Raw genomic sequence first — 26,717 nt, 5'->3', positions numbered from 1 at the left:
CGATGGCGTCGTCGTCGGAAAGACCCCTCGACCACCGCTACCGCGACGAACACCCGATCCGCACCCTCGGCTACCTGTTCCGCGCCGACCGCCGCCACCTGATCGCGGCGGTCGGCGTGTTCACCGTCAAGCACAGCCCGGTCTGGCTGCTGCCGCTGATCACCGCGTCCATCATCGACACCGTCGTCCGGCACGCGCCGATCGGCAGGCTCTGGCTGAGCACCGGGATCATCCTGTTCATCCTGATCGTCAACTACCCGCTGCACGTGCTGTACGTCCGCCTGCTGTACGGCAGCGTGCGCCGCATGGGCACCGCTCTGCGCTCCGCGCTGTGCACGCGCATGCAGCAGCTGTCCATCGGCTACCACTCGCGCGTCAGCGCCGGCGTGCTGCAGGCCAAGGTCGTCCGTGACGTCGAGACGGTCGAGCAGATGGTGCAGCAGACCGCCGAGAGCGGGCTGGGCGCCGTCACGGTGCTCACCGGCGGACTCGTCATCATCGCCGTACGCACACCGGAGTTCGTGCCCGTCTTCCTGGTCGTCGTGCCCACGGCCGCGCTCGTCGTCGCCCGCCTCAGGGCCCGGCTGCGCACCCACAACGAGCACTTCCGGCACGAGGTGGAGACCCTGTCGTCCCGGGTGTCGGAGATGACACGCCTCATCCCGGTCACCCGTGCGCACGGCCTGGAGGGCAAGGCGCTGCGCCGCATGGACGGCACCCTCAGCAGGCTGCTGACCTCGGGCATGCGCCTCGACCTCGTCAACGGCCGCTTCGGCTCCCTGGCCTGGGTCGTCCTCAACGTCGTCGGCGTGCTCGTCCTCGCCGGGGCCGCGACGGTCTCGTACTACGGCGTCTGGGGCGTGACCCCCGGCGACGTCGTCATGCTCAGCGCCTTTCTGACCACCCTCACCAACTCCACGACCACGCTGGCGAGCCTCGCCCCGGTCATCACCAAGGGCCTGGAGTCGGTCCGTTCGGTCGGCGAGGTGCTGCAGGCGCCCGAACTCGAGGTCAACGAGGGCAAGTCGGAGGTCACCTCGCTGCGCGGCGCCGTCACCTTCGAAAGCGTCGGCCACGCCTACGACGACAGCGGCCGGCCCGCCGTACGTGACTTCACCCTCACGGTCACGCCGGGCGAGACGATCGCCCTCGTGGGCGCGTCCGGTGCGGGCAAGTCCACCGTGCTCAACCTCGCCATCGGGTTCATCCGCCCGACCTCCGGCCGGCTGCTGCTCGACGGCACCGACATGAGCACCCTCGACCTGCGCAGCTACCGGCGCTTCGTGTCGGTGGTGCCGCAGGAGTCGATCCTCTTCGACGGCACGATCCGGGAGAACGTCGCCTACGGCATGGACGACGCCGACGAGGAGGCGGTGCGCGCGGCGCTGCGTGACGCCAACGCCCTGGAGTTCGTCGAGCGGCTGCCGCAGGGCCTCGACACGCTGGTCGGTGAGCGCGGCGCCCGGCTCTCCGGCGGGCAGCGCCAGCGCCTCGCCATCGCCCGCGCGCTGATCCGCGACCCCAAGGTGCTGATCCTGGACGAGGCGACCTCGGCCCTGGACACCCGCTCCGAGGCCCTGGTCCAGCAGGCCCTCGCCCGGCTGCTGCGCGGCCGCACCACTTTCGTCGTCGCCCACCGCCTGTCCACCGTGCGCGGCGCCGACAGGATCGTGGTCATGGGCGACGGCCGCATCCTGGAGACCGGAACCCACGAGGAACTCCTGCGCGGCGGCGGCGCGTACCGGGACCTGCACAGCGGCCAGGTGGCCTGACCGTCCGCCGCGCGGTAACAGGTCAGGCGGCGCTGCTGCGCCGCGTCCGGTGCGGGCAGGCCGTGTCGTGATGGACGCCGAGGCTGGTCCACCAGCGCTCGCAGCAGGCGGCTTCGAGTTCCGCGTGGATGACCTCGTCGGCCGCCGTGCGCGCCGGGCGGCGGGTGCTCGCGGCGGCCGCGCGCAGATCGCGGATCAGGGTCTCGCGGACGACGGCGATGACGGGAACCAGACTCGCCGCGGCGAACAGGAACGCCGCCCACCGGGGGCCGTACAGGAATTCGAGGACCGTGGTCCAGGCCAGTCCGCCGCTGGCGGCGAGGTAGAGAGCGCAGAGAAGACGGCCGGAGTGAGTCATGGACTTCACCGTTCGTGCTGGGAGGGTTACCCTCTGTTCAACGCCTCGCGGCTCGCCGGGAATCGGGTCGAGCGGCGGTATTTCGTCAATTGAGTCCCGGGGTGCGGAAGATGTGATTGGTCCGGTCCTGCCCGGGAACACGAGGTGCGGACACCAAGAGAGGGGCGCTTCGTGCTCGTTCCGGACCCGAAGGCCGTCAGAACGCTGCTCACCAGATACGCGTCGCTGCGCATCGCGCAGGCCGAGCGGGACATGGCGCAGACCGCACGGGAGTTGGCGGACGTCAGCCGCGCCCTGTGCGTGATGATGGGCGCCGCGAGCGTCGAGGACGCGATCGCCGAGGCCGACGCCCTGCTGATCGCCTCGCGGCGGACGACGGGCGGGGGCGGCGGCCTGTCGCTGGCCGTCTGAACAGACGCCGCGGGAACGTGCGCTGACCGGCCGCCGGCTCAGGAGCGCGCCGCCGGGACCCGCGTCTTCCCGTGGAACGCCGCGCGGTACGTCTGCGGCGTGGTGCCGACCACCCGCCGGAACCGCTCGCGGAACGCCGTCGGCGAGCCGAACCCCGCCTGCTGCGCGATCCGTTCGACCGGGCGGTCGCTGTTCTCCAGCAGATACTGGGCCCGGCGCACGCGGGCCCGCAGCAGCCACTGCAGCGGCGTCGTCCCCGTCTGCTCACGGAAGCGCCGGCTGAAGGTGCGCTCGCTCATCCCCGACCGCGCCGCCAGCATGCCCAGGGTGATCTCGCCGGCCAGATTGTCCTCGATCCACTCCAGGACCGGTTCGAGGGTCGAGCCCCGCGGCACGGGCGGCTGCTCGTGCACGATGAACTGGGCCTGTCCGCCCTCCCGTTCGAGCGGCATCACGGAGAGCCGGGCGGCGTCCGCCGCGACGGCCGATCCCAGATCGCTCCGGATCATGTGCAGGCACAGGTCCAGCGCCGCGGCGGCGCCCGCCGAGGTGAGGATCTGCCCGTTGTCGACGTAGAGCACGTCGGGCTCGACCTCGACCTCCGGGTAGCGGCGCGCCAGTTCGCCCGCGGCCACCCAGTGCGTCGTGGCGCGCAGACCGTTCAGCAGCCCGGCCTCCGCCAGCACGAAGGCGCCCGCGCACACCGACGCGATCCGGGCCCCGGCCTCCGCCGCCTCCCGCAGCGCGGCCAGGGCGCGCGGGGAGAACTCCTCGACGAGCTGCGAGCAGCCCGGCACGACGACGGTGTCGGCGTCCGCCAGTGCATCCAGGCCGTGGCCGACCCGGATCTCGAAACCGTCGGCGCGGACGTCCCGCGATTCGGCGCACAGCCGCACCCGGTACGGGCGGCGCCCGTCGGGCAGCCGCGTACGGCCGAAGACCTCCATGGGAGCCGCCATGTCGAACGGCACCACATGGTCGAGTACGAGGATCGCCACCGTGTGCATGCAAACCACGATAAGCGGATTCCTGCCAGCGTCATGACCTGGGGTGGAGCTGAAAACGCCGGTCCGGCTGCTTGGCGGGAACCCGTTGGAATCTGTCGTTTCCGCCCCTGTGCGGGCCCTTCGAAGATCCCTAGCGTGAGCCGGGCACCGCTGATCGCACCCCGGAAAGGCTCCCTCCCGATGACGAAGGTCCTGCTCGCCCTCCACGTCCTGGCGGCCATCGTGGCCGTCGGCCCCGTCACGGTCGCGGCGAGCATGGTGCCGCCGGCGGCACGCCGTGCCGGCTCGGACGCGGCGGGGGTGGGCACCGTCCGCCTGCTGCACCGCATCTGCCGGATCTACTCCGGCGTCGGCATCGCGGTCCCGGCCCTCGGGTTCGCCACCGCCGGCGCGATGGGCGTCCTCGGCAGCGGCTGGCTCATCGCCTCCATCGTGCTGACCACCTGCGCCGCCGGCCTCCTGATCGCGTTCGTCCTGCCCCGCCAGGAGGAACTGCTCGCCCAACTCGACGCGCGGCAGCCCGTCGAGCGGACGAGCACCGCCCGACTCGCCATGTTCACGGGTGTGTTCAACCTGCTGTGGGCGACCGTGACGATCCTGATGATCATGCGGCCCGGCTCCACGACCGGCGCCTGACGGTACGGACCACCTCCAGGGCCGGATATCCGCACAGCCGTCCCTGCGTCAAGTGCTCCTGGGAATTCACGCCACTGTCTGTCCCGGCGCTTACACTCGACAGCCGTGCCCATGCGTATGGGCCGCCACACGAAAGGCACGTCGGTGTTCCAGGATTCCCCCATCTACGACCGGCTCGTCGCTGAGCGCGGCGATGTCCCCACTCAGACTCGCCGGGAGGCGGAGCGTGTGAGCCGGGAACTGGAGTACGCCATGCGGCCGCTGCAGTCCTTCGGTGTCGCACCGTCGCCCGAGCACCGCTCCGCCCCGGGCGCGGGCTGGCAGCGCACGGCGCTGCTGCCCGGTTCGCTGCCCGCCTGACCCCCGGTACGTACGTCCTCGGCCCGTCCCGGTGCGTACGTCCTCAACACACCCTGCTGTTCTCGCCGTTGACGTGCGTCTGTTCCTGCGGGCCGGGACGGGCGAGCCACTCCGCGACGGTCCGGGCGATCGGCTGTTCCGTCTCCACCTCGACGAAGCCGAACTGCCCCGACTGGTTGCACTCCAGGAACCACCAGGTCCCGTCGGCGTCCTCGGCGAAGTCGAAGGCGCCGTAGGCCAGTTCGGCGCTGCGGAGATAGGTGCGCACGGCGTCGGCGACCCGGGGCGGGACGTCGGTGGCGCGCCAGGGTATGTCGGACGAGGCGAAGCGCACGTCGACCGAGGCGGGGTCGTCGGGGTCCGCCGCCTCGTCGGTGGCCTTGCGGGCCGCGAGCAACCGGTCGCCCACCACCGTCAGCCGGATGTCGGCCTTCTTGCCGACCCGGCGCTGCAGCAGCGTCGGCCCGTACGCCACCGCGGTGAAGTCCGCGTCCGGCGCGACCCGGCTGGTCGGCACCGCGCGCGGCGGATCCTGCGGGTGCGCCCCCGAGACCGGCTTGACCACCAGGTCGGGGTAGCGGTCGGCGAACTCGCGGGCGGCCTGCGGAAAGGTCGTGATGAGCGTGGCCGGAACGGGCAGTCCGCAGCGCTGGGCGTGCCGGAGCTGCCAGGGCTTGTGGCGGGCCCTGCGGGCCGCGTCGGGGTGGTTCATCCAGCGGGCGTCCGAGCCGCGCAGCATGCCGTAGAGCGCCTGGGTGGACTCCTCGGTCAGCCAGGCGGAGGGTTCACTCGCGCGGGTGGCGGCCTCGCCGGGCCTGCGCACCCAGACCGAGCGCAGGCCGGAGATGCTCACCAGGCGGCCCGCGGACTGGAGATGACCGCGGAAGGCACCGTGCACGTACTCGCCGGACAGCGCCACGCCTCCGGGCAGGTCCGCGGGATCCAGGCGGACCACCGGGACCCCGGACGCGTTCAGATGCACGACCACCATGTCGGCGGTCACGTCCTCTTCACTGGTCAGGATCAGGACAGTCATGTTCGGCTGTGACGTGTTCAGTCGTCGAAGTGTGTCTTGGAACCGGCGGTGGACGTCGTGGTCCCCAACTCTCTGAGCAGGGCGTGGTCACCGGCGGCGACCCGGCCGTCCATGAGCACGTTCAACTGCAGCCCGGGGTCGTAGACATACGGAGTCGTGGCCTCCAACTCCACCGCCGGACGTGCGTAGTTGAGCGCGAACGGTTGCATCGTCTCTCCCTCGTCAGTGCTGCGCCGACCCGGCGGGCCCCGCTCTGGGCGCTGCCCGGTCCGCCGACTGCCTTGCCCTTCCAGTCAGTTATACGAATCGAACGGGTGGTTGGTTTCCTTACTCTGCGTAGTCAGAGGGAGGTTTCGTGACGATTCGGCCCACCGAGAGAGCCGTGGAGTGTGCGCAGAGCGAGGAGCAGGACGCCGATGTCGTCCAGATAGATCGGGTCGGGCAGGAGGTCGGTCGGCAGCAGGAAGTAAAGGACAGCGCCCCAGAAGACCCAGCGTGGCCCGGTGGGCAGCCCCGCACGCCTGAGGTCTCGGCGCGTCCGCAGGAGTCTGACGAACAGGGTCACGGCCACGCCGAGGACGAGCGCCGCGAGGGCGAATGTGATGACGATCACCGTCGTGCTCGGTTTCACGGGTCCTCCTCATCCGGCGGGCCGAACGGCGCGCCCCTCCCTCGGATTCCCGCTTCCGTCCTACGTACGTACCCCTGGTTCATACCCGTGGCCCACCCGGGTGGCACGCGGTGGCGCTACCACCTAGTAATGGCACTGCACTGCAACGTCGTGACTCGCGTCGGGAGACGCGAGTGGTGGCGAACCTTCCATCTCTTCCATGGAGGAGAGTCATGAGCATCCGCTCGTCATCATCCAAGCCGAACGACCCCTCCATAGCCGCCACGAACGAGGACCCGGTCAGCGCCCTGGTGCACGCCGCGGTCGCCGACCGTCCGCTGGAGGAGGTCGCCAACCTGATCACCCTCCTGGAGGAATCACCCCAGTACGCCAAGGCCACCGTCGACGCGCTGCGCGCGGTGGGCACGGACCGCTCGATCGAGGACGTCACCCGGCTGGTCACCCTGCTGACCAGGCCGCCCCGCGACGCCGCGAGCGCGGACGAGGCCATCCGCGCGGCTGCCGAGAACCGTCCGGTGGAGGAGGTGACCCGGCTGATGGCACTGCTCCACCGCACGCAGACGGAGCGTCACTTCGGCCGCGAGGCCGCACGGGCCGCCGCCTCCGCACGGCCGGTCGAGGAACTCGTCGAACTCATCGGCAAGCTGAGCGAGGAGCGTGAGGCCCTGGCCACCCTGCCCGACCCGGAGCCCCCGTCCGGGCAGCCGAGCGGCGCGACCGGCTGGGGTCCCGGCGGCACGTTCCCGCCGCCCGTCCCCCTGGCCCCGCCGGGTCGCGGCCCGGACACCCTGCCGCACCGGCCGGCCCGTACGCCGAGGCGTCCCGCCGAACGGCTGACCTGGCCGGGCCTGATCGTGGCCGGCGCGCTCTTCCTGTGCGCGCTGCTGTGGTTCCCGATGTACCAGGAGGGCGAGCCCGTCGCGCTCTACGTCTCGTCGGTCGCGGTGTCGGCGCTGTGCGCGCTGCTCGCCGTGGCGGTGACCCTGCGGCCCGTCCCGCCCGCCCTCGCGCTCGCGCTGGTGGTGACCGCGATCCTCGCCGCGGCGCAGCTCTACCAGGGCCGATTCCACTCCGCCTGGCTGTCCCGGGCGCTGGACCTCACGCTCGCACCGAGCTGGATCGCGGGCCTGGCCGCGGTGGCGGCGGCACTGGCGGCGCTGACGGCCCTGGTCGTCCGCCTCGCCTCCAACCAGCCGCCCGCCCCCGCCCCGGCCCGTCGCCCACTGGCCACGGCGGGCCGGCCGGAGTGACGCAACGGTCGTAGCGACCGGCAGGTTCTGGGGCGGCCTCGCGGCCGCCCCAGAACCTTTCCCGGGCGGCACGCGGTCGCGTCTCAGCCGTCGGCCGCTTCCGTCCGTTCGTCTCCCTCGTGCTTGCCGCCTTCGGTGGCAGGCGGTCGCAGGGCCTTGCCCTTGAGGCGCTCGAACGTGCGCGTCAGCTGCTGGAACGGCGAGCCCGTCGTGGGGGCGGGCGGCTGGGGCTGCGGTGGGGCGGGCACGTCGGCGCCGTTCTCGCGGAGCACGGTCAGCGCCTCGTGGGCGCGCTCGGCGGCCTCGCGGTACAGGTCCCGCGACTTCGTCATCGCCTCCAGCGCCTCGGAGTACATCGCCACCAGCCTGCGCTCGTGGTCGAGTTGCTCCTCCAGGGTCATCAGGTCCCAGTCGTCACGCAGTTCCCGGACGGCCTCGTCGCCGCCGTCCGGCAGCGGCGGGGGCAGCGCGGCGAACCGGCTGATGGCGTCGACCAGTTCGGCCGGCCGCTTGCCGTCGAGGAAGACGGTGCGCACGGAGAAGTCGTCCGCGTCGAAGCCCGGCGGTGCCGGGTCCGTGGGCAGCACGACGGCCCCGCCGCGCGGCACCTGCACTCCGAACTCGCGCAGGGCGCGGTTGACGATCCGCAGCTGCTCGGGCGCGGCGCGGTGCTCCAGCACGCGATGCCGCAGGCTCGGCGGCAGCAGCGGGCCCAGCGGCCTGCGGCCCGCCTCGTCGGGCGTCATCGCCTCGTGCACGACGACGTTGATGCTCCAGCCGCCGCGCGCACAGCTGCGCAGCAGGCGCCGGATCTCCTTGTCCTCCGTGGGCAGGTGCGCGGCGCCCCGCAGCCGCAGCCCCGTGGCGGGCTCGAGGTCCCAGGGGGTGCCGGGGTCGTCGGGCCAGAACATGGTGGCGGGCGAGGGCCACTCCTCGTTCCACGGGCGCTCCGCCTCGGCCGCGAGCACCCAGTCCTGGCCGCCCTCCGAGGGGCGGGCCAGGGTGAGCCGGGCGCGCACGGTCGCCGTCCCGGCGGCCTTCCAGCGGGCCTCGAAGATCCGCTCGGGGCCGTCCTCGCCGTCGGGCCCGGGCAGTTCGTGCTGGTCGTCGAGGACCGTTCTTTCCTTGAGTCGTTGCAGGGTCGTTCGTACGACCTCCGGGGCGTCGGTTCCGTCATGGCGGCCGCGCGTCAGCCACAGGTTGGGGGACGGGGCCGGTCGGACACTGGGGGAGATGCGCATGGGTCCATCTGAGAACGGGGGCACGTGCGGACACCAGTATTGTCCGCGCGGGTCGGTGTAGATCACACGGGGTCTGCACACGGAATGTGCGCGGTGCACACGGGGTGTGATCGATCTGCTCCAGCACATGACAGTTCACGCGTGTTCCGCCGGGCCGCGGTGCGGCCACAATGGCGGCCGCGAACAGGACCCGCCCACCATCCGCTTCGGGGCGGGGCCTGTTCGCGCCGTTTCAGGCGGTGCCGGAGTCCGGCCGGCACCGCCCCCTCACCGCGCGCTCCGCGAGCGCACCGACACGCCCGGTGACTCCGTGTCGCGCTATATATCGGCAGCCGAGATATCATGGCCGTATGGCATCGAAGAACATGACACAGGCGGCGTTCTTCGTCCTCACCGCTCTCGCCGACCAGCCCCGGCACGGCTACGGGATCCTGCGCGAGGTCGAGGACCTGTCCGACGGCACCGTCCAGCTCCGCGTCGGCACCCTGTACGGCGTGCTCGACCGGCTCACCGCGGACGGACTGATCGTCCTGGACCGCGAGGAGGTGCACGAGGGCCGGCTGCGGCGCTACTACCGCCTCACCGGTGAGGGCACGGCCGCCCTCGACGCCGAGGCGGAGCGCATGGCCGCCGGAGCCAGCGCCGCCAAGCGGCGGATCGCCGAGGGGCGCAAGGCCCCCGGAGCGGCCGCCCGGCCCACCACCGACCCCGGACTCGCGGGAGGTCTCGCATGACGACGCTGCTCGAAACCCGGTACCGCGGCGTGCTGCGCCTGCTCCCCGCCTACTACCGCAGGGCCCGGGAGGAGGAGATGGTCGAGGTCTATCTGTGGGACGTCGACCGCGACACCCAGGACCAGAGCAGGCCCACCCTCGGCGAGGTGGCGAGCGTCGCGGCCCTCGCGGTGCGCAGCAGACTCGCCACCGCCGGAGCCCCCCGGCCGTACGCGCTGCTGGGCTCGGTCGTGCGCCATTTCGCGCTTTTCGCCGTGCTGCTCCAGGCGGCCGCCGCGGTGGCCGACCGGGTCCTGAACCTGACCTGGTCGTCGACCCACGGCCGGAGCCAGTGGGACATGTTCCTGTCGGGGTTCACCGGCCAGGGCACGCTCGGCGTCGTCGCGGTGGCCGAGTGGATCCTGCCGCTGCTGTGGGTCGCCGGCTTCTTCGCCCTGCTGCACGACCGGCGCACCCCGGCCCGTGCCGCCGTTTTGCTCGCCGCGCTGCCCACGCTGTGGCCGCTGTTCGGGCCGCTGGTGAGCGAACGGGTGGCCGCCGACCCCTGGTTCGCCGTCGCCACCGCGCTGCTGGCCTGGCTGCCCGCTCTCGCGCTGTGCGCGGCCTACCACCGTGACGCCCCGCCGGCCACGCTGCCCGTCGGCACCCCGGGCCTCGTGTTCACCGCGTGCACCGTGGTGATGGGCGGATCGCTCGTGCTGCTGCCCGCCATGGCCGACGCGGCCTGGGCGCCGGCCACGGGCTTCGTCCTCGGCGCCCTCGCCTGGCTGGTGCTGCGCAACCGCCTTACGGACAGCGGCGCCTCGGGCGGTGCCGCGGCCCTGGCCGCGCTCGGCCTGCTGCTGCTGGCGGTCCGGGTGGCGGCGCTGTATCCCTGGCTCGGCGTGCCCGTTCCCGCCGCCTTCCTCGGCGGAGCGCTCGTCCAGGCCGGCGCGCTCACCCTGCTGGTCGTGGTGCTGGCCCTGGTGGCCAGGCGCGACCTCGCTCCGCGCTGAATGGCGCGGGCGATACGGTCGCCCCATGTCTGACGCCCGGTTGACCACGTCCTCGTACCTCGTGCTCGGCATCATCGACAAACTGGGCGAGGCGAGCGCCTACGACGTGAAGGTGGAGGCGGGCCGCACCGTGGCCCCGTTCTGGCAGGTGCCGCACGCGCAGGTGTACGCGCAGTGCGACCGCCTCCTCCAGGCCGGACTGCTGTCGCAGGTACGGCAGGAGAGCGGCCGCAACCGGCGGGTGCTCAGCCTGACGGACGAGGGCCGGGCCGCTCTCCAACAGTGGCTCGCCGACCCGGAGTTCGTGCCGGTCGAGGCCCGCGAGCGCGGCATCCTCAAACTCTGGTTCGGCGGCCGGCCCGACGTGCTCGCCCCCGCCCAGCTCGACGAACACGTGCGCACGCTGGGGGAGTACGAGGAGCTGGCCGAGAGTGTCGGCGAGCTGCTGACGCCCGGCCAGCGCGAGGCCCTGGAGTTCGGCATCCGCTACGAGCGGATGATGGTCGATTTCTGGCAGTGGGTGGGTCGGCGGGACGAACGTACGACGGACCGTTGACCGCGACGGCGACTCGGCCCTACCTTCTCGATAGTCCAGAAGAGACTATCGGGGATCGGAGTGGCACCCCGGGCAGGGAGTCGTCGTGCGTCGTCCAACGAAGGGCAGCTGGCGCCGTGGCGCCGTCATCGCCTTGACGGTCATGTGCGTGGCGTACGCGCCGATCGCGATGACCGAGCTGTGGCCGTACGCCCGCCCCGGCGCGCCCGCCTTCGGCGAGTGGCTGCTGGGCCGCATGGTCTCGCCGCATTACGTCGCCGACGCGCTCGCCACCCGGATCGCCCCCTACCGGCACAGCCTCGTGCCGATGATCGTGCACTCGGTGCTGGGCGGAGCGTTGATGCTCCTGGGCCCGGCGCAGCTGTTCACCGCGTCCCGCCGGCGCACCCGCCTGCACCGCGTCCTCGGCGTCGTCTTCGCGGTCACCGTGTACGCCTCGATGGCGGGCGCCGCCCTCTACCTGGCGCGCACGGCACCCGAGGACGCCTTCAGCGGGGCGGCCTTCTGGATCGTGCTGGCCACCATCCTGGTCGGCACCGTGCTGAGCGTGACGTTCGGCGTCCTGGCGGCCGTCGGCGGCCACCCGGACCTGCACCAGCGCTGGATGCTGCTCTGCTACGGCTACCTGCTGACCGCGCCGCTGCTGCGCCTGGAGTGGGGCGCCCTGCCCCGGGTGCTGCCGGGGCTGCCGATGACGGCGATCAACCTCGTGGCCGTCCAGCACCTCGGATCGATCGTGGTGTTCGGCGCGCTCATCGCCTCGCGCACCCTCGACCGGCGCACCCGGGTGCGCGGCGTGACGGGGACCTGGGCGCCCTTGCCCGTATTGATCGCCGCCCATCTCGCCGGAGCCGCCGCGCTCGTGTGGATCGTCCGCTCCTACCTGGACTTCGGGGCCACCGGCCACCGGCTGCTGGGCGCCTACCTGCTGCCGTACGCCGTCGCCTACGCGGTGATGGCCGTCGGCGCCCGGCGCGCCGGCCGGGCCGGACGCGCCTGGGCCCGCGAGGAGTGGCGGCTGCATCTGACCGCCCTGTGCCTCGCGCCCGTGCTGTCCGTGGGTGCGGTGCCCGTGCTCCAGCGGGGCCTCGACCTCGACCGGCACACCGCGCTGTCGGCGGGCGTGGCCATCGGCTGCGGAATGCTGGCGTTCGCCGCCACCGCAGTGGTGAGCATGCGCGTCATGTACGCCCGCGAGGTGCTCAAGCGCGCCGTCCCGGCGGAGCGTGCTCCCGCCGTCGGTGTGTCGTCCCCCGTCGCGTAACCGATCGGATCACCAGGAAACGGAGATGGCCATGGCGAACACGTCCGACGCGTCAACTCCCGCCCCCGCCGCGGTGAACGGCCGCCCGCTCACGGCCGGGATGGCGATACTGGCCACCGCGGTGGCCGTGATCAGCCTTCTCGTCGGGGGAGTGCTGATGCTCGTGAACCTCACGGGGCACGTCTTCGGGGCCTGGCCCTCGCCCGATTCCCTGAGTCAGGGCCTGGTCGGCGCGGCCATGCTCGGCACGGCCCCGGCCCTGTTCACGGTCAACAGGGCCCGGCTGTGGCAGGAGGCCCGAACCCTGCTGTATCCGCTGGCCGTTGTCCTGATCGGCCTGTTCGCGGTGAGCCTGGTCAACGCGAAGGGGCTCTACATCGCCAAGGGCGGGTCCATCGTCCCCGTGCTGTTCAGCCTGGGCTGGGTGTTCACGCTCGGCCTGCTCGCCGTGGCCGCCCTCGCGCTGCTGACCTGGCAGCACCTCACGCCCGGGGCGCCGCTCGCGGGGCGCGCGGCGCCCCTGCCCGGTTGGTCGAAACCCCTTCTGGCGGTGCTGGGTTCGTCCTGGCTGGGCATCGGGGCGGGCCTGCTGACCCGCCCCGGATTCTGGGCCGCCTTCGTCCCCTGGGACACCGGCCGCGCCGACGCGCAGGCCCTCGGCGTGTGGGCCCTCGCCCTCGGCGTCGGAGTCCTCGGCTCACTGGCGGAGGACGACCTCGACCGCACCCGGCCCGCCCTGCTCGCGCTGCCCGGCACCGGGGCCGCGATCACCGTGGTACTGGCAGTCCGCGCGGCGAGCGTCGACTGGTCCTCCGGCCCCGCGCTGAGCCTGGTCTGCATGGTGGCCGGGCTGCTGTTCGCGGGAGCGAGCGGGCGGGTGCTGCTCGCCCGCTCCTTGGCCGTCACCCGTGGAACGTGATGTACCCGTTCCCGTCACGGTCGTTCGCGGCCTTGGTGTAGGCGTGCGAGTCGGCGCCCGCGCCGGACGGCTTGTAGAGGTAGATCGTGTCCTTGTCGTTGTTCCAGATGAAGTTGCAGTTGCTGCGGTACGCGACGTTCTTGCTGTCCGACTCGGTGCCGTGGCCACCGCGCAGCTTCACGTAGTCGCCGGGCTGCAGGTAGTGGTTCTGACTGAAGGTGTAGTGGTTGCCGACCTTGTCCTTGACCACGTAGCCCTTGAGGTTCACGGTCGTGTGCGCCGAGTAGTTCTTGATCGTCAGGTACTCGTCCTTGGTGTTCCCGGTCGAGCAGCTGTTGGAGTCCCTGCCGGGTGCGTCGTACTGGACGCCCTTGATCTTCAGTGCCGAGGAGTACTCGGTGGCGTGGGCCGGAACGGCGGCCAGTACGGCGAGAGTTCCCGCGGCGGCCGTCGCGGCGAGCATGCGTATGCGCATGGAGATCTGCCCCCCTGTGTGAATTTCTGGTGAAGAACGTGCAGAGTACAGGGCTGGGTTGTACCGAGGGGTGAATTCGCCGATTTTGCGCCTAAAGACGCTGGAGCGCGGTATTGAGGGGCCGTCAGGCCCAGGCGTCCGACTGCCAGTCCAGCAGCCGTACGATCTCGTCCTCGCCCGGGCGGTTCGGGGCGGCCCGGGTCGCGGGGGACGGCGAGGGCACTCCCCGGGAGATGTTGCCGCTCACTGTGATGTTGTGCTCCACGCGAGGCCGGCGCAGCTCCTCGTAGCGGACGAGGGCGGCGTCCGTGTCCGGCGCGTCCCGCAGGCACTTGGCGAGCACCACCGCGTCCTCCAGCGCCATCGACGCGCCCTGGCCGGTGGCCGGGGAGGCCGCGTGCGCGGCGTCGCCGACGAGCAGGGTGCGGCCGGCCCGCCAGGGGCTGCCGGTCGGGATCTCGGTGGCGTTGGTGACCAGGACGCCCTGGTCGGTCGCGGCGACGATGTCGGCGGCCGGGGTGGCGTCCTTGCGCAGCAGCGGCACCAGCAGCTCGCGCCAGTCGGCCGCGGTGCCGCGGGCGATCCGCTCGGCGGGCAGCGGATCGCCGGAGACCCGGGCGAACCAGTACGTCTCCCCGTCCGGTGACACCGCGAAGCCGAAGGCGGCACCGGTGCCGCGGATCATGGTGATGCATGCGTCACCGGCGGGCAGGGGCGCGGTGCGGGTGTAGCCGTAGAAGACCTGCTGGCCCGCGTAAAGGGGCTGGACGGCGGGGGCCGTTGCGTTGCGGACCGTGGAGCCGAGTCCGTCGGCGCCGATCAGGAGGTCGCCGCCGGCCCTGCTGCCGTCGGCGAAGTGGGCGGTGACGCCGTCGGCGTCCTCCACGACGGAGGCCAGCCGGGCGCCGTGCCGGATGGCGATGCCCCGGCGCGAAGCCTCCGCCTGGAGCCCGGAGTTGAGGTCCCCGCGGCGCAGGCACCGGTACTGGAGCAGTGGGTCGCCGGCCTCGCCGATGGGGGTCTTCGCCAGCTCGGCGCCCGTGCCGTCGAGCACTCGCATCGAGGTCAGCGGGAAGCCCAGCGCGGTGACGGCGGCGGAGGCGTCGAGCTGCGCGAGCGCCCGCATGCCGTTGCTCGCGAGGGTGAGGAACGCGCCCAGATCCTCGGCCGAGTCCGGATGGGCCTCGTGCACCTCGACGTCCAGCCCTGCCTTGTGCAGGGCGAGTGCCGTCGCCGTGCCCGCGATTCCGCCGCCGATGACCAGTACCCGAGCCACGCCCACCCCGTTCGTCCCCGCACGGCCCCCGTGGTCGTACGTCTCCCTGGAAACGTCAGGACGGCGGCGGTGGTTCCGCTCCGCCGCCGTGACGCGGGCCGGTCGTGCCGGTCGCGCCGGGTGGCGCGACCGGCCGGCGGTCACGCGCCGCTCTCGCGGAGCATGTCCTCACGCTCGACGATCTTCACGCGCTCGCGGCCCTGCGGCTCGCCCAGCGCCTTCTCGGCGGCGTCCAGCTGGTACCAGCCCTCCCAGGTGGTGAAGCGGACGTCGCGCTCGCCCAGGAACGCCTCCACGGCCTCCGGCTCCGGCGAGGCGGGGGTCTGCAGACGGCCGTTGGCGTGGTCGTCCAGCAGGTTGGCCACCGTCTCGTTGGCGTCGCCCTTGGTGTGGCCGATCAGGCCGACCGGGCCGCGCCGGATCCAGCCGGTGACGTACGTCGACTGCAGGTGCTCGCCCGACTCCTGGACGACCCGGCCGCCCTGGTCCGGGACGGTGCCCGACTCGATGTCCCAGGGGAGCTTGGGGAGCTGGTCGGAGAGGTAGCCGACCGCGCGGTAGACCGCGGTGACGTCCCAGTCCTTGAACTCTCCGGTGCCCTTGACGTTGCCCGTGCCGTCGAGGGCGGTGCGCTCGGTGCGCAGGCCGACGACCCTGCCGTCCTCGCCGAGCACCTCGGTGGGCGACTCGAAGAAGTGCAGGAACAGCTTGTGCGGACGGTCGCCGACGTCGCGGATCGCCCAGTTCTCCAGCGTCTTGGCGACCATGTCGGCCTGCTTGTTGCCGCGCCGGGTCTCGATCGAGCCCGCGTCGTAGTCGATGTCCTCGGGGTCGACGATGACCTCGATGGTGGGGGAGTGGTCCAGCTCCCGCAGCTCCATCGGGGAGAACTTCGCCTGCGCCGGGCCGCGGCGGCCGAACACGTGGATCTCCAGCGCCTTGTTGGCCTTCAGGCCCTCGTACACGTTCGGCGGGATCTCGGTCGGCAGCAGCTCGTCGCCGGTCTTGGCGAGGATGCGGGCGACGTCCAGGGCGACGTTGCCGACGCCGAGCACGGCGACCTTCTCGGCCTCCAGCGGCCAGGTGCGCGGCACGTCCGGGTGGCCGTCGTACCAGGAGACGAAGTCGGCGGCGCCGTAGGAGCCGTCGAGGTCGATGCCGGGGATCGCCAGCGCGCGGTCGGCCGTCGCGCCCGTGGAGAAGATCACGCCGTCGTAGAAGGCGCGCAGATCGTCCAGGCTGATGTCGGTCGGGTAGTCGACGTTGCCGAAGAGGCGGATCTGCGGCTTGTCGAGCACCTGGTGCAGGGCGGTGATGATGCCCTTGATGCGGGGGTGGTCGGGGGCGACGCCGTAGCGGATCAGTCCGAACGGCGCGGGCATGCGCTCGAAGATGTCGATGGACACACCGGGGTCGGCGGCCACGTCGGACTTGAGCAGCGCGTCGGCTGCGTAGATCCCGGCGGGGCCGGCTCCGACGATGGCTACCCGCAGGGGGCGGGGCATGATCAGGTTCCCTTCGAGCGGCTGAAAGATCGACTCGAACAGGAAGCCTAAACTAAGGCAAGCCTAAGTCGGTACGCGGGTCCGGTCTATGAGCCCATAAGTCAAATTTATGGGCCGCAGGATGGAACCCGAACACGGTCGTCGGCCAACAGGAGTCGACCATGCCCGCGACCTCGAAGGACACCCATGGACCTGGAAGGCGACCGGTGACCGCCTCGCCGAGCGTCGGAGCACACGACGCGCCCGGCGCGTACGACGACTCCGTGACCGACGCCACGGTCGTCGAGCGGTCCTGGGACGAGCCCGACGTGTTCGCGGTGCTCTTCAACCGCTACGCCGACGACATCCACCGCTACGCGGCCAGGCGGCTGGGCGCCGAGGTGGCCGACGACCTGATGGCCGAGACCTTCGTGATCGCCTTCCAGCGCCGGCGCGGCTACGACCTGTCGCGGCCGCACGCCCGGCCCTGGCTCTACGGGATCGTCACCAACCTCGTCGGCCAGCACCGGCGCGCGGAGGCCCGCCGGCTCAGGGCGCTCGCGCGGGTCGCGGGCACGACCCCGGCCGAGGGTGAGCCCCTCGCGGACCGGGTCGTGGCGAAGGTCGGTGCCGAGCACTCCCGCGCCCGGCTCGCCGGCGCGCTGGCCGGGCTGCCCGCCCGCCACCGGGACGTGCTGCTGCTGATCGCCTGGGGTGATCTCGACTACGCGGAGGCGGCGCAGGCCCTCGGCGTCCCGGTCGGGACGGTGCGCTCACGGCTGCACCGCGCACGGGCCGGGCTGCGGCAGGCGCTGGGCGGGTCGGATCCCACTGCACTTCACGAGGAGACCGAGGAGACCGATCGTGGATGACCTCACCGCGGTGCGCGAACTGGCCGACGACGTGCCCGAGTTGACCGAGGGGGCGCGCGCTGCCGCCCGGGTCCGCCTGCAGCGCGCCGTCGTCCGGGAGACCCGCCCGCGTCCGCTGTCCCGGCGGCTGATGCTCAGGGCGGCCGTCGCCGGTACGGCCGCGGCGGCGGTCGCGGGGGGAGCCGTCCTCGCGACGCGGCACCAACAGGGTTCGCACGCGCCGCGGTTGACCACATTGAGCGCGGCGCAGCTGCTGCGGCGGGCCGCCGACAGGTCCAGGTCCGACGGCACCCGCGCGCCGATTCCGCGCAACGACCAGTACGTGTACACCAGGACCTACGTCACCAGGACCTATGTGAACGGCGGGCGGACCAGGACCTGGACGGACGAGAGCTGGCTCTCCGTGGACGGTTCCAGGCCCTCCCGGCGCGTGGAGCACGGCAAGGTCCACAACGATCCCCCGCTGGGCGAGCACGAGGTGCGGGTGCCGCCGACCGAGTACGCCGAACTGGCGAAGTGGCCCACGGACCCGGGCAAGTTGCTCAGGTGGCTGCGGATGGGCACGGCGAAGCACGCCCGCGAAGCGTTCATGAACGCGTGTCAGTTCTTCGTGGTGCCCCGGGTCATGCCGCCCGGTCTGGAGGCGGCGATCTTCGAGGCCGTGGCGGAGATTCCCCGCATCCGGATCGACCACGAGGCGGTGGACGCTCTCGGCCGCCATGGAGTCGCCGTGTCGTACCCGGATTTCGACTTCGCCTTCGTCTTCGACACGCGGACCTACGCCTACCTGGGCATGCGCGTGAAGGGAAGCACCGTGACGTACGACGGCCGCAAGGCCACCCATCACGGCTGGTACCACGAGATGAGCGGCCTGCAGGAGCTGGATGTCGTGGACCGGATCGGGCAGCGCCCCTAGACCCGGCTGCCGTACCGCATGGGGGGCGGTACGGCAGCCCGGGCCCGCCGTCAGCCGATGTGGTAACTGTCGCCGTACACCTTCCAGTTGAGCGGTGTGTTCAGGCACAGGTTGCCGTTGCGCAGGAACACCCGCTGCTCGGTGTCCACCCGGCTGGTGTCGCTGTGGGCCTCCTCCTGCTTCATCGCCCACACCCGCGCGTCGAGGAAGGCGTTCAGATACGTCGTCTCGTCGCCGCCCTGCGCCGGCGGCTTGGCCTTGCTGAGGGCGCGCTTGCGGATGTTGCGGAAGCTGGTGGGGTCGTCGCCGTCGCCGTGCATCACGATGGCGTCGTAGTAGGCGAACTGGCCCAGGGTGCCGAGCGCGTCGGACTTGCCCTGACTGACCGCCGGATTGAAGTACACCCGGTCGCGCTCGTCGTTCTGCGCCTGCTGGAACGCGCTGTCCTGGGCCGCCTTCGCCCAGTCCCGGGGGAAGTTGGGGTCCAGGCCGTCGTGCGAGTCGGTGCCGTTCACCGCGCGCAGCGCCGGGAGGTACTTGGCCAGGACGTTGCCGGGCTTGCGGTCGGTGTAGAGCTGGACCAGGTCGAGCATGTCGCCGGTGCCGGAGCAGAAGCCGATGATCCCGGCGGTGTAGCCGCGGCCGTCGCCGATGTCCTCGATGTACTTGTACTGGGCCTTCCAGTCGAGCGAGGAGTTCTCCGCGCTCGACACCAGCTTCATGGCGATCTCCTTCTTCGCCGCGTCGTCGAGCGGGGTGCAGGCCGCGGCCGCCGAGGCGGAGGCGGAGGCGTGCGACGGCCGCAGGAGCGGGACGGCGGCCAGGGAGGCGGCGGCCGCGGCGAGGACGGTGCGGCGCGCGATGCGGCTGGGGCGTGCGGCGTCGTCGGAGTGGTGCGTCACGGGGTCTCCAAATCGTGGTGGGGGGTGGGGAGTTGGCCGTGCGTGACACTGATAGGAAGGTTTCCTATCAGCTACGGCCGAAGGAGGACACCCGTCACGGGAGAAGTTCGTAGGGACGCACGAAGAAGGTCCGGACCAAAAGGGGTGAGACGGGGCACCGGCGCCGTCAGGGCAGCGGCTGCTCGGCCCAGATCACCTTGCCGTCGGGCGTGTAGCGGGTGCCCCAGCGCTCGGCTAGCTGGGCCACCAGGAACAGGCCGCGGCCGCCCTCGTCGGTCATCGCCGCGTACCGCAGGTGCGGCGAGGTGCTGCTGCTGTCGAAGACCTCGCAGATCAGCGTGCGGTCCAGCAGCACGCGCACCTGGATGGGGTCGGCGCCGTAGCGGATGGCGTTGGTGACCAGCTCGCTCAGGATGAGCTCCGTGCTGAAGGTCAGCTCCTCGAGGCCCCACGCCGTGAGCCGGCGGCTGACCGACGCCCGCACCTCGCCGACCGCCGCCGGATCGTTGCGCACCTGGCATTCGGCGATGTGGTCGGCGGGCAGCGCCCGGGTGCGGGCGACGATCAGGGCGACGTCGTCACTGGGCTTGGCCGGCAGCTGCGAGTCGAGCACCGACCGGCACGTCTCCTCCGGCGAGTCGCCGGCGCGCTCCAGCGCGCCCCGCAGGAGCTCGAGCCCCTCGTCGATGTCCCGGCCGCGGTCCTCGACGAGCCCGTCCGTGTACAGGACGAGCCGGCTGCCCTCCTCCAGCGTGAGGTCGGCCGTCTCGAACGGCAGGCCGCCGAGGCCGAGCGGTGGCCCGGCCGGCACGTCGGGGAAGCCGACGCTGCCGTCCGGCCCGATCAGCGCGGGGGGCGGATGGCCGGCCCGCGCGATCGTGCACGTCCGCGACACCGGGTCGTAGACCGCGTAGAGGCAGGTGGCGCCGGTGACCGGGGCGTTGTCGCCGTCCGTGGTCTCGTCCTGGTCGATCCGGCCGACCAACTCGTCGAGGAGCGAGAGGAGTTCGTCGGGCGGCAGGTCCAGTGCGGAGAAGTTGTGGACCGCCGTGCGCAGCCGGCCCATGGTGGCCGCGGCGTGCAGCCCGTGCCCGACGACGTCGCCGACGACGAGTGCGACCCGGGCCCCCGACAGCGGCAGCACGTCGAACCAGTCGCCGCCGACCCCGGCCTGCGCGGGCAGATAGCGGTAGGCGATGTCGAGGGCGGACTGCTCGGGCAGCCTGCGCGGCAGCAGGCTGCGCTGCAGGGTCACGGCCATGCTGTGCTCGCGCGTGTAGCGGCGGGCGTTGTCGATGGAGACCGCGGCGCGGGTCACCAGCTCCTCGGCGAGGGCCAGTTCCTCCGCGTCGAAGGGGGTCGGCTTCTGTGAGCGCCAGAAGCTCACCACGCCCAGGACCAGGGTCCCGGCGCGCAGCGGCACCGAGATCAGCGAGTGGATGCCGTACTCCAGGACCTGCCCGGCGCGCTCCAGGTCCTGCGCGTGCCAGCCGGGGGCCGCGGCGAGGTCGGGCTCCAGCACGGCCTGCCCGGTGCGCAGGCTGCGGGCCTGTGGCGAGGTGTCGACGAACCTGATCTGCCGGCCCACCTTGTACAGCGGGGCGTCCTCGCGGACGCCGCGCGAGGCGGTACGGCGCACGGCCGTCCCGCCCTCCGGCTGGCCGCCGCCCAGCACGGCGTCGAACAGGTCGACCGTCGCGAAGTCCGCGAACCGGGGCACGGCGAGTTCCGCCAGCTCCTCGGCGGTACGGGTGACGTCCAGGCTCGTGCCGATGCCCACACCGGCGTCGTAGAGCATGTTGAGGCGTTCCCGCGCCGTCTCGGCGCGGCCGGACAGGGCGCGCAGCTCGGTGGAGTCGCGGAGGGTGGCGACGCTGCCCGGCGGGCCGCCCTGGACGTCGGTGGGGCGCTGGTTGACGGCCAGCAGCCGGTCCTTGACCAGGTGCACCTCGTCCGTGGCCACGCGGCCGGAGGCCAGCAGCTCCGCGGTGTCGGGGTCGAGGCCGAGGTCCAGCGCGTGCCGGCCCTCCGCGTCCGCGGGCAGGTCGAGCAGGCGGTGGGCCTCGTCGTTGGCGAGCAGCAGGGAGCCCTCGCCGCTGACGATGAGCACGCCCTCGCGCACCGCGTGCAGGACGGCGTCGTGGTGCTCGTACATCCGGGTCATCTCGTCCGGGCCGAGGCCGTGGGTCTGCCGCAGCAGGCGTCTGCTCACCAGCGCCGTGCCCGCGGTCGCCAGGGCGAGGCCCACGGCGGCCGCCATGAGGACGAGCGGGAGCTGGCGGTTGGCGGCGCCGCCCACGTTCGCCGTGGTGATGCCCGCCGACACGAGGCCCACGACTTTTCCGTCCGGGGCCTTGATCGGTACGACGGCCTGGACCAGCCGCCCGATGGTGCCGTTGATCTCCTCGACCACCGTCCCGCCGGCCAGCGCGGGGGCGATGGTGCCCACGAACTTCTTGCCGATGCGGTCCGGTTTGGGGTGCGTGTAGCGGATGCCGTCGGTGTTCATGACGACGATGAAGTCCACACCGGTCGCCTTGCGGGCGGCCTCGGCGCGCGGCTGCAGGATCGCCGTGGGGTGCTCGGTGCTCAGGGCCGCGCGCGTGCCGGGCGCGTTGGCGAATGCCTCGGCCACGGCGACCGAGCGGTTGCGGGCCTCCTGCGTGCTGTCGTGCCGGGCCTGCAGATACAGCGCCACCACCGCGGCGACCACCAGCAGCAGGACGATCACCACCTGCAGGACGAAGACCTGCCGGGCGATGCTGCGGCCGGTCAGCGCGGACCGCAGGGCCGCGACGCGCCCCGGCTCCGTCTCCCGTGGGTGGCCCTTGCGGTGGGTGAACGTTCCGCCCGGCGTCCGCGCCGTGCGCTGCCCGTGCACCCCGTGGGCACGACCGCTCGCGCGGCGGGCACGGGGACCGCCGGGGCGCCGGTGCGACCGCGTCCCGGAACGGTCCGGAAGACGGACCATGTGCCCATGTCTACACTGCCGCGCCCCATGAGGCGAGAGGCGTAACAGACGGTTACAGGGCCTTCGGGGGTGGTGGCGGGGGTGGTTGTGGCGGCGTGGCGCGGGCGGTGACGGGTCCGTTCGCGGGGCGGGGTGCTGGGCCGAAGCGGTGAGTGGGCCCGGGGTGGTGAGCCACGGGCGGCACGGTCCTTGAGGTGCCAGGTGCCAGGTGCCAGGTGCCGGGTGCGGGTACCCGGTGCCGAGTGCCGCGTGCCGTCGGCGGCGACGTCAGCGGCCGCATCCCGCCGGCGGCGACGTCACCGTCCCGTTCCCTCCGTCGCCCGGCGCGTTGCCAGGAGGAGGGCGATGTCGTCCGGGCGGTCCCGCGTGTGGCGGGCCAGGGCCGTGAGGCGGTCGGCGATACCGGTGAGGGTGCGGCGGCTCGGCCGAAGGGCGGGCGCGCCGGCCTTCGACAGGGCCACGCGCAGGGCCGTGATGCCGTCGTCGATGTCGACGCCGGGGCGTTCCACGAGTCCGTCCGTGTAGAGCGCGAGCACGCAGCCCGGGTCGATCTGCAGCTCGGAGACGGGATAGTGGGCCTGCTGGTCCACCCCGAGCACGACCCCGCCCGGCAGATCCAGCACCTCCGTGTGGCCGTCCGGGTGACGCAGCAGCGGCGGCGGGTGTCCCGCGCGCGCGACACGCGCAAGGCCCGACACCGGGTCCAGCCGGATGTAGCAGCAGCTCGCGAACTGACCGGGGTCGAGGTCGATGAGCAGATGGTTGGTGCCGCTCATCACCTCGTCGGGCGGCCGGTCGCCGAGCGCGAACGCCCGCACCGCGCTGCGCAGTTGCCCCATCGTGGCCGCGGCCTGCACCCCGTGCCCCTGCACGTCGCCGATGACCAGCGCCAGTCCGTCCCCGGCCTCCACGACGTCGTACCAGTCGCCGCCCACCTCCATGCCCTGGGTGCCGGGCAGATAGCGGCCGGTGGTCTCCACCTGCGGATGGGCCGACAGGCGGCGGGGGAGCAGGGCCTGCTGGAGCCCGCGCGCGAGCGCCGCCTCGCTCTCGTAGCGCTGCGCCTTCTCCATGGCGTGCGCGATCAGCCCGGCGAGCGCGGTGAGCACCGTACGCTCCTCGGTGCTGAAACTGCGGGACCGGTCGAAGCCCAGGATGCAGGAGCCGACCGGCCGCCCCGAGGCGATCAGCGGCAGGAACGCGCGGGCGCCCTCGTCGGCGTCCAGCGCGATCCCGGGATAGGCCGCCTCCAGCTGCTCCATCGAGTCGAAGAAGATCGGGCGGCCCGTGGTCAGCGTCTCGACGCCCGGGAGGTGGGCGTCCAGGGCCACGCCCTCGAAGGGGGCGAGGAAGCCGGTGGGGAAGCCGTTCTCCCAGGACAGGTACAGATGGCGGTCCTGCAGCAGATAGATCGCGAGCCGGCGGCCGCCGAACGCGGGCAGCACCTCCCGCATCACCACGGCCGCCACCTGACGCGCGGTGACCGCCTCGGAGAGCGCGATGGCGAGCACGATGGGCCGGTAGAGCGGAGCCATCGAGGGGGTGGCGGGCGGTGCCGGCGACGCCGGAGCCGGCGGCTCGAGCGGGACGGGTTGCGGCGCGACGTCCGCGGCGCCGTCCGCCACCCGGTTCGCCGGCCGGAACGTGCACGTCAGCACGTCCCGGCCCGGATAGACGCACACGTCGAGCCAGGAGCCCTCGTACGACGACGGATCACTGTCGTACGACGCCGGGTGCCCCTGTCCGCCCTCCTTGCCGGGCCGTTCCAGACGGAAGCGCACCGGGCCCGGGGTGAGCAGGGCGCTGCGCAGGTGGTCCTCGACGGCCGGCTGGTTCAGCCACGGCACGCCCTCCCACAGCGGGCGGCTGAGCAGCTGCGTCCGCGAACGGCGCAGCAGCTGTCCGGCCCGCGGGTTGGCGTACAGGATCAGCCCCAGCCGGTCCAGGCAGAGCACGCCCTCGGGCAGCAGGTCGGCCGCCGCGTCGGCGGCGGCGCCGGGCCCGGGGTCGACGACGAAGCCGCGGACGGGGTGCGCGCCGGACGGAGCACCGGGCGGGGAGGGGGAGGCGTACGGGCTCCACAGCTCCACCAGCCGCAGCGCGCCGTCCTCGGACCGTACGTACAGCGGCAGCGGCGGGGGCCGGCCGGTGGCCGTCTCCCGCAGGGCGGTCAGCACCCGCTCGGTCTCGGCCGGGGCCACGGCGTGCGCGAGCGTCTGCACGGACGTGGCGAACTCGTCGGCCGGCATCCCCAGCAGCGCGGGCAGCCGCTCGTCCGCCGTCACGACGTCCGTCACCGGGTCCCAGGCGAAGCCCCCGGCGCGGCCCGCGGGCGGGCGGGTGCCGGGCGGCCGTACGCACATGGGCTCGCCGTCCCAGGCGACCGAGGACCTGCCGCCGTCCTCCAGGCGTCGCAGGGAGGCGCCCAGGTCCTCGGCCAGGCGCACCATGCGGTCGCGGTGGTGCAGCAGCTCGGTCGCGTCCGTCGCGGAGGGGCACAGCACGGTCAGCACGCCGAAGGTCGTGGTGCCGCCCACGACGGGCACGTACAGCGATCCGAACTGGAACGGCAGCCCCGCGGCGAACTGGGGATACCGGCGCATCGTCTCCGTCGCGTTCGGCAGCACCACCTGCACGCCGAGCCGGTAGGCGTCCGCGACCGGGAACGGCCGGTCCACGTGCATCCGCCACCACGGCCGGAACAGGGGTCCCGGCAGCCCCGTCAGCACCGCCAGTCGCAGCAGCCCGGGCGTGCCGGAGCGCAGGTAGACCCCTCCCGCATGGCCCCCTGCCGCACCGACCGCCTCGGTCGAAACGTCGATGAGCAGCGAGGCCAGCTGCCCGGGGCTCCGCTGTGCGTCCTCCGCGCTCCGCGTCATCGGCCCTACCTCGTCCGTAAGCCGCCCAGAGGCGACACAGCAAGAATGCGCCACCACGGGGCTGCGGCGCACCTGCGCGGCGCAATACGGCACACGGACCTCCATGTGACGCAAAGATCACCGTTCGGGTGCTTCGGAAGAAGCTGGCATGGGCATGCATTCGGGCGTTTGTCCCCCACCCCACTAGGAGTGATCGCGTGATGAGCGCCCCCACTGCGCCGCCCGCCCCCACCCCCACAGCCCCCGGAGCACTGCCGCTGATCGGGCACGGACTCCGACTCGCCCGCGACCCGCTGTCGTTCATCACCTCGCTGCGCGCGTACGGCAGCGTGGTGCGCATACGCATCGGCCCCACACCGGCCTACGTGGTCACGGACCCCGCACTGACCCGACGCGTCCTGGTGACCGACGCCGCCCACTTCGCCAAGGGCGGCAAGTACAACGACGCGCTGCGGGTCTTCCTCGGAGACGGAATCGCTACCGTCGCCGACGGCGACACACATCTGCGCAACCGCCGGCTGATGCAGCCCATGTTCAACAAGGCGCACATCGCCGAACGCGGCGACGCCATGATCGAGCAGGTGCGGAAGATGGTCGGCGCCTGGCCCGCGGCCGCACCGCGTGACGTGCTCGCCGACATGAACGGGATCACCCTCGCCGCGTTCCTCGTCGCCGTGTTCGGCGCGGACCTGCCCCCGCACCTGGAGGGCGAGTTCACCGCCCTGATGCCCGAGATCATGAAAGGAACGATTCGGCAGGTCATTCTTCCGCCCTGGATCACGCGGCTGCCGCTGCCCGCGAACCGCGCACACGCCGACCGCGTCGCGCGCCTGCGTGCTCTCATCGACCAGGCCATCGACCATCACATCGAGGTCACCGCCGCCGGATCGGCCGCGGCGAACGGTGCGTCCGGTGCCGGGGCGTGCCCGTACGCGGCCGAGGCGCGCCGGCGGCAGGGCGGTCTGTTCGAGACCCTGATCGGCGCTGAGGACCAACTCGGCCGCCGGCAACTCCAGGACGAGACCATCACCCTCCTGGCCGGCTCGATCGAGACCACCGGCACCACACTCGCCTGGGCGCTGTACGAGATCGCCGGCAACCCCGCCGTCGAACGGCGCCTTCGTGAGGAACTGGCCTCGGTGTGCGGGGACCGGCCGCTGCGCTACGAGGACATCGACCGGCTCCCGTACGCCCGGCGGGTTCTGCGGGAGGCCATCAGGAAGTACGGGGTGCTCTGGATGGTGATGCGGACCGCCGCCCGCGACGTCGTCCTCGGCGGACACCTCGTACCCGAGGGTGCCGACGTCATGTGGAGTCCCTACCTGCACCAGCACGACTCCGACTGTTTCCCCGACCCGGGCAGCTTCGACCCGGACCGTGAGGAGGCGGACGGTGCCGCCGGCACCCGGGGGAACTTCCTAGCCTTCGGTGACGGCCGGCGCAAGTGCATCGGGGAGAACCTCGCGTGGGTCGAGCTCCAGATCATCCTCGCGACCGTCCTCCAGGCCTGGCCCCGGTTCGAGGTGACCTCCCGTCCGCCGCGTGCCCAGGCCGTCATCACGGTCGAACCCGACGCCCTGGCCATGGAGTTCCACCGGAGCGCGGGCACGTAGGCCCGAGCCGTCCGGCGATGTCCGACTGCCGGGCGGTCGCGGGTCGTTCGCCGTGGCGGGGGGGGGGGGGGGGACCATCCCCCCCCCCCCCCCCCCCCCCCCCCTGCGGGGCCCCCCCCACACCAAAAACACCCCACCCCACACCACCCCCCCCCCCCC

25 protein-coding genes are annotated in these 26,717 nt (G+C 72.5%); 13 read left to right on the top strand and 12 right to left on the bottom strand.

The window, feature by feature from the left end; genetic code table 11:
- Positions 1-2 precede the first annotated feature (2 nt).
- The gene (locus ACFU97_RS37105) at positions 3-1,772 is read left to right on the top strand and encodes an ABC transporter ATP-binding protein (RefSeq protein ID WP_384265249.1); all 1,770 of its coding nucleotides are present in this window, start codon (positions 3-5) and stop codon (positions 1,770-1,772) included.
- A gap of 22 nt (positions 1,773-1,794) precedes the next feature.
- Here the strand turns inward: ACFU97_RS37105 and ACFU97_RS37100 are convergent, their stop codons facing one another.
- Positions 1,795-2,130 carry a hypothetical protein gene (locus ACFU97_RS37100; RefSeq protein WP_384265247.1) on the bottom strand — a complete coding sequence of 112 codons (336 nt, stop codon included), beginning with the start codon at positions 2,128-2,130 and terminating at the stop codon, positions 1,795-1,797.
- 171 nt (positions 2,131-2,301) lie between these two features.
- Here ACFU97_RS37100 and ACFU97_RS37095 point away from each other — a divergent pair, with 171 nt between their 5' ends.
- A complete protein-coding gene (locus ACFU97_RS37095; protein ID WP_384265246.1) occupies positions 2,302-2,541 on the top strand; it encodes a DUF5133 domain-containing protein in 240 nt (79 codons plus the stop codon).
- 38 nt (positions 2,542-2,579) lie between these two features.
- On the opposite strand, the gene ACFU97_RS37090 is transcribed toward ACFU97_RS37095, so the two are convergent.
- Positions 2,580-3,548 (bottom strand): GlxA family transcriptional regulator, encoded by a 969-nt coding sequence (locus ACFU97_RS37090; protein ID WP_384265244.1) that lies wholly within the window; start codon positions 3,546-3,548, stop codon positions 2,580-2,582.
- 180 nt (positions 3,549-3,728) lie between these two features.
- Between ACFU97_RS37090 and ACFU97_RS37085 the strand changes: the two genes are divergently transcribed.
- Both ACFU97_RS37085 and ACFU97_RS37080 read left to right on the top strand, forming a co-directional pair.
- On the top strand, positions 3,729-4,184 hold the full coding sequence (locus tag ACFU97_RS37085) for a DUF2269 family protein (protein ID WP_384265242.1): 456 nt from the start codon (positions 3,729-3,731) through the stop codon (positions 4,182-4,184).
- A 144-nt stretch (positions 4,185-4,328) separates the two neighbouring features.
- Positions 4,329-4,544 (top strand): hypothetical protein, encoded by a 216-nt coding sequence (locus ACFU97_RS37080; RefSeq protein ID WP_384265349.1) that lies wholly within the window; start codon positions 4,329-4,331, stop codon positions 4,542-4,544.
- A gap of 43 nt (positions 4,545-4,587) precedes the next feature.
- On the opposite strand, the gene tgmB is transcribed toward ACFU97_RS37080, so the two are convergent.
- From tgmB to ACFU97_RS37065, 3 genes are all read right to left on the bottom strand, one after another.
- On the bottom strand, positions 4,588-5,580 hold the full coding sequence (gene tgmB, locus ACFU97_RS37075) for an ATP-grasp ribosomal peptide maturase (protein WP_384265241.1): 993 nt from the start codon (positions 5,578-5,580) through the stop codon (positions 4,588-4,590).
- A 17-nt stretch (positions 5,581-5,597) separates the two neighbouring features.
- Positions 5,598-5,789, bottom strand: a complete 192-nt coding sequence (tgmA, locus tag ACFU97_RS37070; protein WP_384265240.1) for a putative ATP-grasp-modified RiPP — start codon at positions 5,787-5,789, stop codon at positions 5,598-5,600.
- Between the two features lie 131 nt (positions 5,790-5,920).
- Positions 5,921-6,211 (bottom strand): YkvA family protein, encoded by a 291-nt coding sequence (locus tag ACFU97_RS37065; RefSeq protein ID WP_384265238.1) that lies wholly within the window; start codon positions 6,209-6,211, stop codon positions 5,921-5,923.
- 212 nt (positions 6,212-6,423) lie between these two features.
- Between ACFU97_RS37065 and ACFU97_RS37060 the strand changes: the two genes are divergently transcribed.
- Positions 6,424-7,461 (top strand): hypothetical protein, encoded by a 1,038-nt coding sequence (locus ACFU97_RS37060; protein WP_384265236.1) that lies wholly within the window; start codon positions 6,424-6,426, stop codon positions 7,459-7,461.
- A gap of 83 nt (positions 7,462-7,544) precedes the next feature.
- On the opposite strand, the gene ACFU97_RS37055 is transcribed toward ACFU97_RS37060, so the two are convergent.
- A complete protein-coding gene (locus ACFU97_RS37055) occupies positions 7,545-8,702 on the bottom strand; it encodes a hypothetical protein (protein ID WP_384265235.1) in 1,158 nt (385 codons plus the stop codon).
- A gap of 365 nt (positions 8,703-9,067) precedes the next feature.
- On the opposite strand from ACFU97_RS37055, the gene ACFU97_RS37050 reads away from it, so the two are divergent.
- The 5 genes from ACFU97_RS37050 (at position 9,068) to ACFU97_RS37030 (ending at position 13,170) form a co-directional block, all read left to right on the top strand.
- Positions 9,068-9,436 carry a PadR family transcriptional regulator gene (locus tag ACFU97_RS37050; RefSeq protein ID WP_384265346.1) on the top strand — a complete coding sequence of 123 codons (369 nt, stop codon included), beginning with the start codon at positions 9,068-9,070 and terminating at the stop codon, positions 9,434-9,436.
- Positions 9,433-10,431: a hypothetical protein gene (locus ACFU97_RS37045; protein ID WP_384265233.1), complete on the top strand. Its 999-nt coding sequence runs from the start codon at positions 9,433-9,435 to the stop codon at positions 10,429-10,431. The genes ACFU97_RS37050 and ACFU97_RS37045 overlap by 4 nt, the downstream gene beginning before the upstream one ends.
- 25 nt (positions 10,432-10,456) lie before the next feature.
- Positions 10,457-10,987, top strand: coding sequence for a PadR family transcriptional regulator (locus ACFU97_RS37040; RefSeq protein WP_384265232.1), 531 nt, complete (start codon positions 10,457-10,459; stop codon positions 10,985-10,987).
- 85 nt (positions 10,988-11,072) lie between these two features.
- Positions 11,073-12,251, top strand: a complete 1,179-nt coding sequence (locus tag ACFU97_RS37035) for a DUF2306 domain-containing protein (RefSeq protein WP_384265231.1) — start codon at positions 11,073-11,075, stop codon at positions 12,249-12,251.
- Positions 12,252-12,282: 31 nt separating this feature from the next.
- A complete protein-coding gene (locus ACFU97_RS37030; protein WP_384265229.1) occupies positions 12,283-13,170 on the top strand; it encodes a hypothetical protein in 888 nt (295 codons plus the stop codon).
- Here the strand turns inward: ACFU97_RS37030 and ACFU97_RS37025 are convergent.
- From ACFU97_RS37025 to ACFU97_RS37015, 3 genes are all read right to left on the bottom strand, one after another.
- Positions 13,154-13,645 carry a lamin tail domain-containing protein gene (locus ACFU97_RS37025; RefSeq protein WP_384265228.1) on the bottom strand — a complete coding sequence of 164 codons (492 nt, stop codon included), beginning with the start codon at positions 13,643-13,645 and terminating at the stop codon, positions 13,154-13,156. The two genes, ACFU97_RS37030 and ACFU97_RS37025, sit on opposite strands and share 17 nt — an antisense overlap.
- Positions 13,646-13,769: 124 nt before the next feature.
- On the bottom strand, positions 13,770-14,927 hold the full coding sequence (locus ACFU97_RS37020) for an FAD-dependent oxidoreductase (RefSeq protein WP_384265226.1): 1,158 nt from the start codon (positions 14,925-14,927) through the stop codon (positions 13,770-13,772).
- 134 nt (positions 14,928-15,061) lie between these two features.
- The gene (locus tag ACFU97_RS37015; RefSeq protein ID WP_384265225.1) at positions 15,062-16,426 is read right to left on the bottom strand and encodes an FAD-dependent oxidoreductase; all 1,365 of its coding nucleotides are present in this window, start codon (positions 16,424-16,426) and stop codon (positions 15,062-15,064) included.
- A gap of 161 nt (positions 16,427-16,587) precedes the next feature.
- On the opposite strand from ACFU97_RS37015, the gene ACFU97_RS37010 reads away from it, so the two are divergent.
- Both ACFU97_RS37010 and ACFU97_RS37005 read left to right on the top strand, forming a co-directional pair.
- Positions 16,588-17,277: an RNA polymerase sigma factor gene (locus ACFU97_RS37010; protein WP_384265224.1), complete on the top strand. Its 690-nt coding sequence runs from the start codon at positions 16,588-16,590 to the stop codon at positions 17,275-17,277.
- Positions 17,270-18,193: a CU044_5270 family protein gene (locus tag ACFU97_RS37005; protein ID WP_384265222.1), complete on the top strand. Its 924-nt coding sequence runs from the start codon at positions 17,270-17,272 to the stop codon at positions 18,191-18,193. The genes ACFU97_RS37010 and ACFU97_RS37005 overlap by 8 nt, the downstream gene beginning before the upstream one ends.
- A gap of 50 nt (positions 18,194-18,243) precedes the next feature.
- Here ACFU97_RS37005 and ACFU97_RS37000 read toward each other — a convergent pair whose 3' ends face one another.
- The 3 genes from ACFU97_RS37000 to ACFU97_RS36990 form a co-directional block, all read right to left on the bottom strand.
- The gene (locus ACFU97_RS37000; protein WP_384265221.1) at positions 18,244-19,095 is read right to left on the bottom strand and encodes a chitosanase; all 852 of its coding nucleotides are present in this window, start codon (positions 19,093-19,095) and stop codon (positions 18,244-18,246) included.
- 166 nt (positions 19,096-19,261) lie between these two features.
- Positions 19,262-22,066 carry a SpoIIE family protein phosphatase gene (locus ACFU97_RS36995; RefSeq protein ID WP_384265219.1) on the bottom strand — a complete coding sequence of 935 codons (2,805 nt, stop codon included), beginning with the start codon at positions 22,064-22,066 and terminating at the stop codon, positions 19,262-19,264.
- Between the two features lie 296 nt (positions 22,067-22,362).
- Entirely contained in the window at positions 22,363-24,945 is a 2,583-nt protein-coding gene (locus ACFU97_RS36990; RefSeq protein WP_384265218.1) for a SpoIIE family protein phosphatase, read from the bottom strand.
- Positions 24,946-25,145: 200 nt separating this feature from the next.
- On the opposite strand from ACFU97_RS36990, the gene ACFU97_RS36985 reads away from it, so the two are divergent.
- On the top strand, positions 25,146-26,558 hold the full coding sequence (locus ACFU97_RS36985) for a cytochrome P450 (RefSeq protein WP_384265216.1): 1,413 nt from the start codon (positions 25,146-25,148) through the stop codon (positions 26,556-26,558).
- The last annotated feature ends 159 nt before the right edge of the window (positions 26,559-26,717 follow it).

This window comes from Streptomyces sp. NPDC057616 (genome assembly GCF_042800575.1).
In the GTDB taxonomy this organism is placed as follows: domain Bacteria; phylum Actinomycetota; class Actinomycetes; order Streptomycetales; family Streptomycetaceae; genus Streptomyces.
The sequence above is the reverse complement of the archived record's forward strand: the minus strand, read 5'-3'. Positions and strand labels throughout refer to the sequence as shown.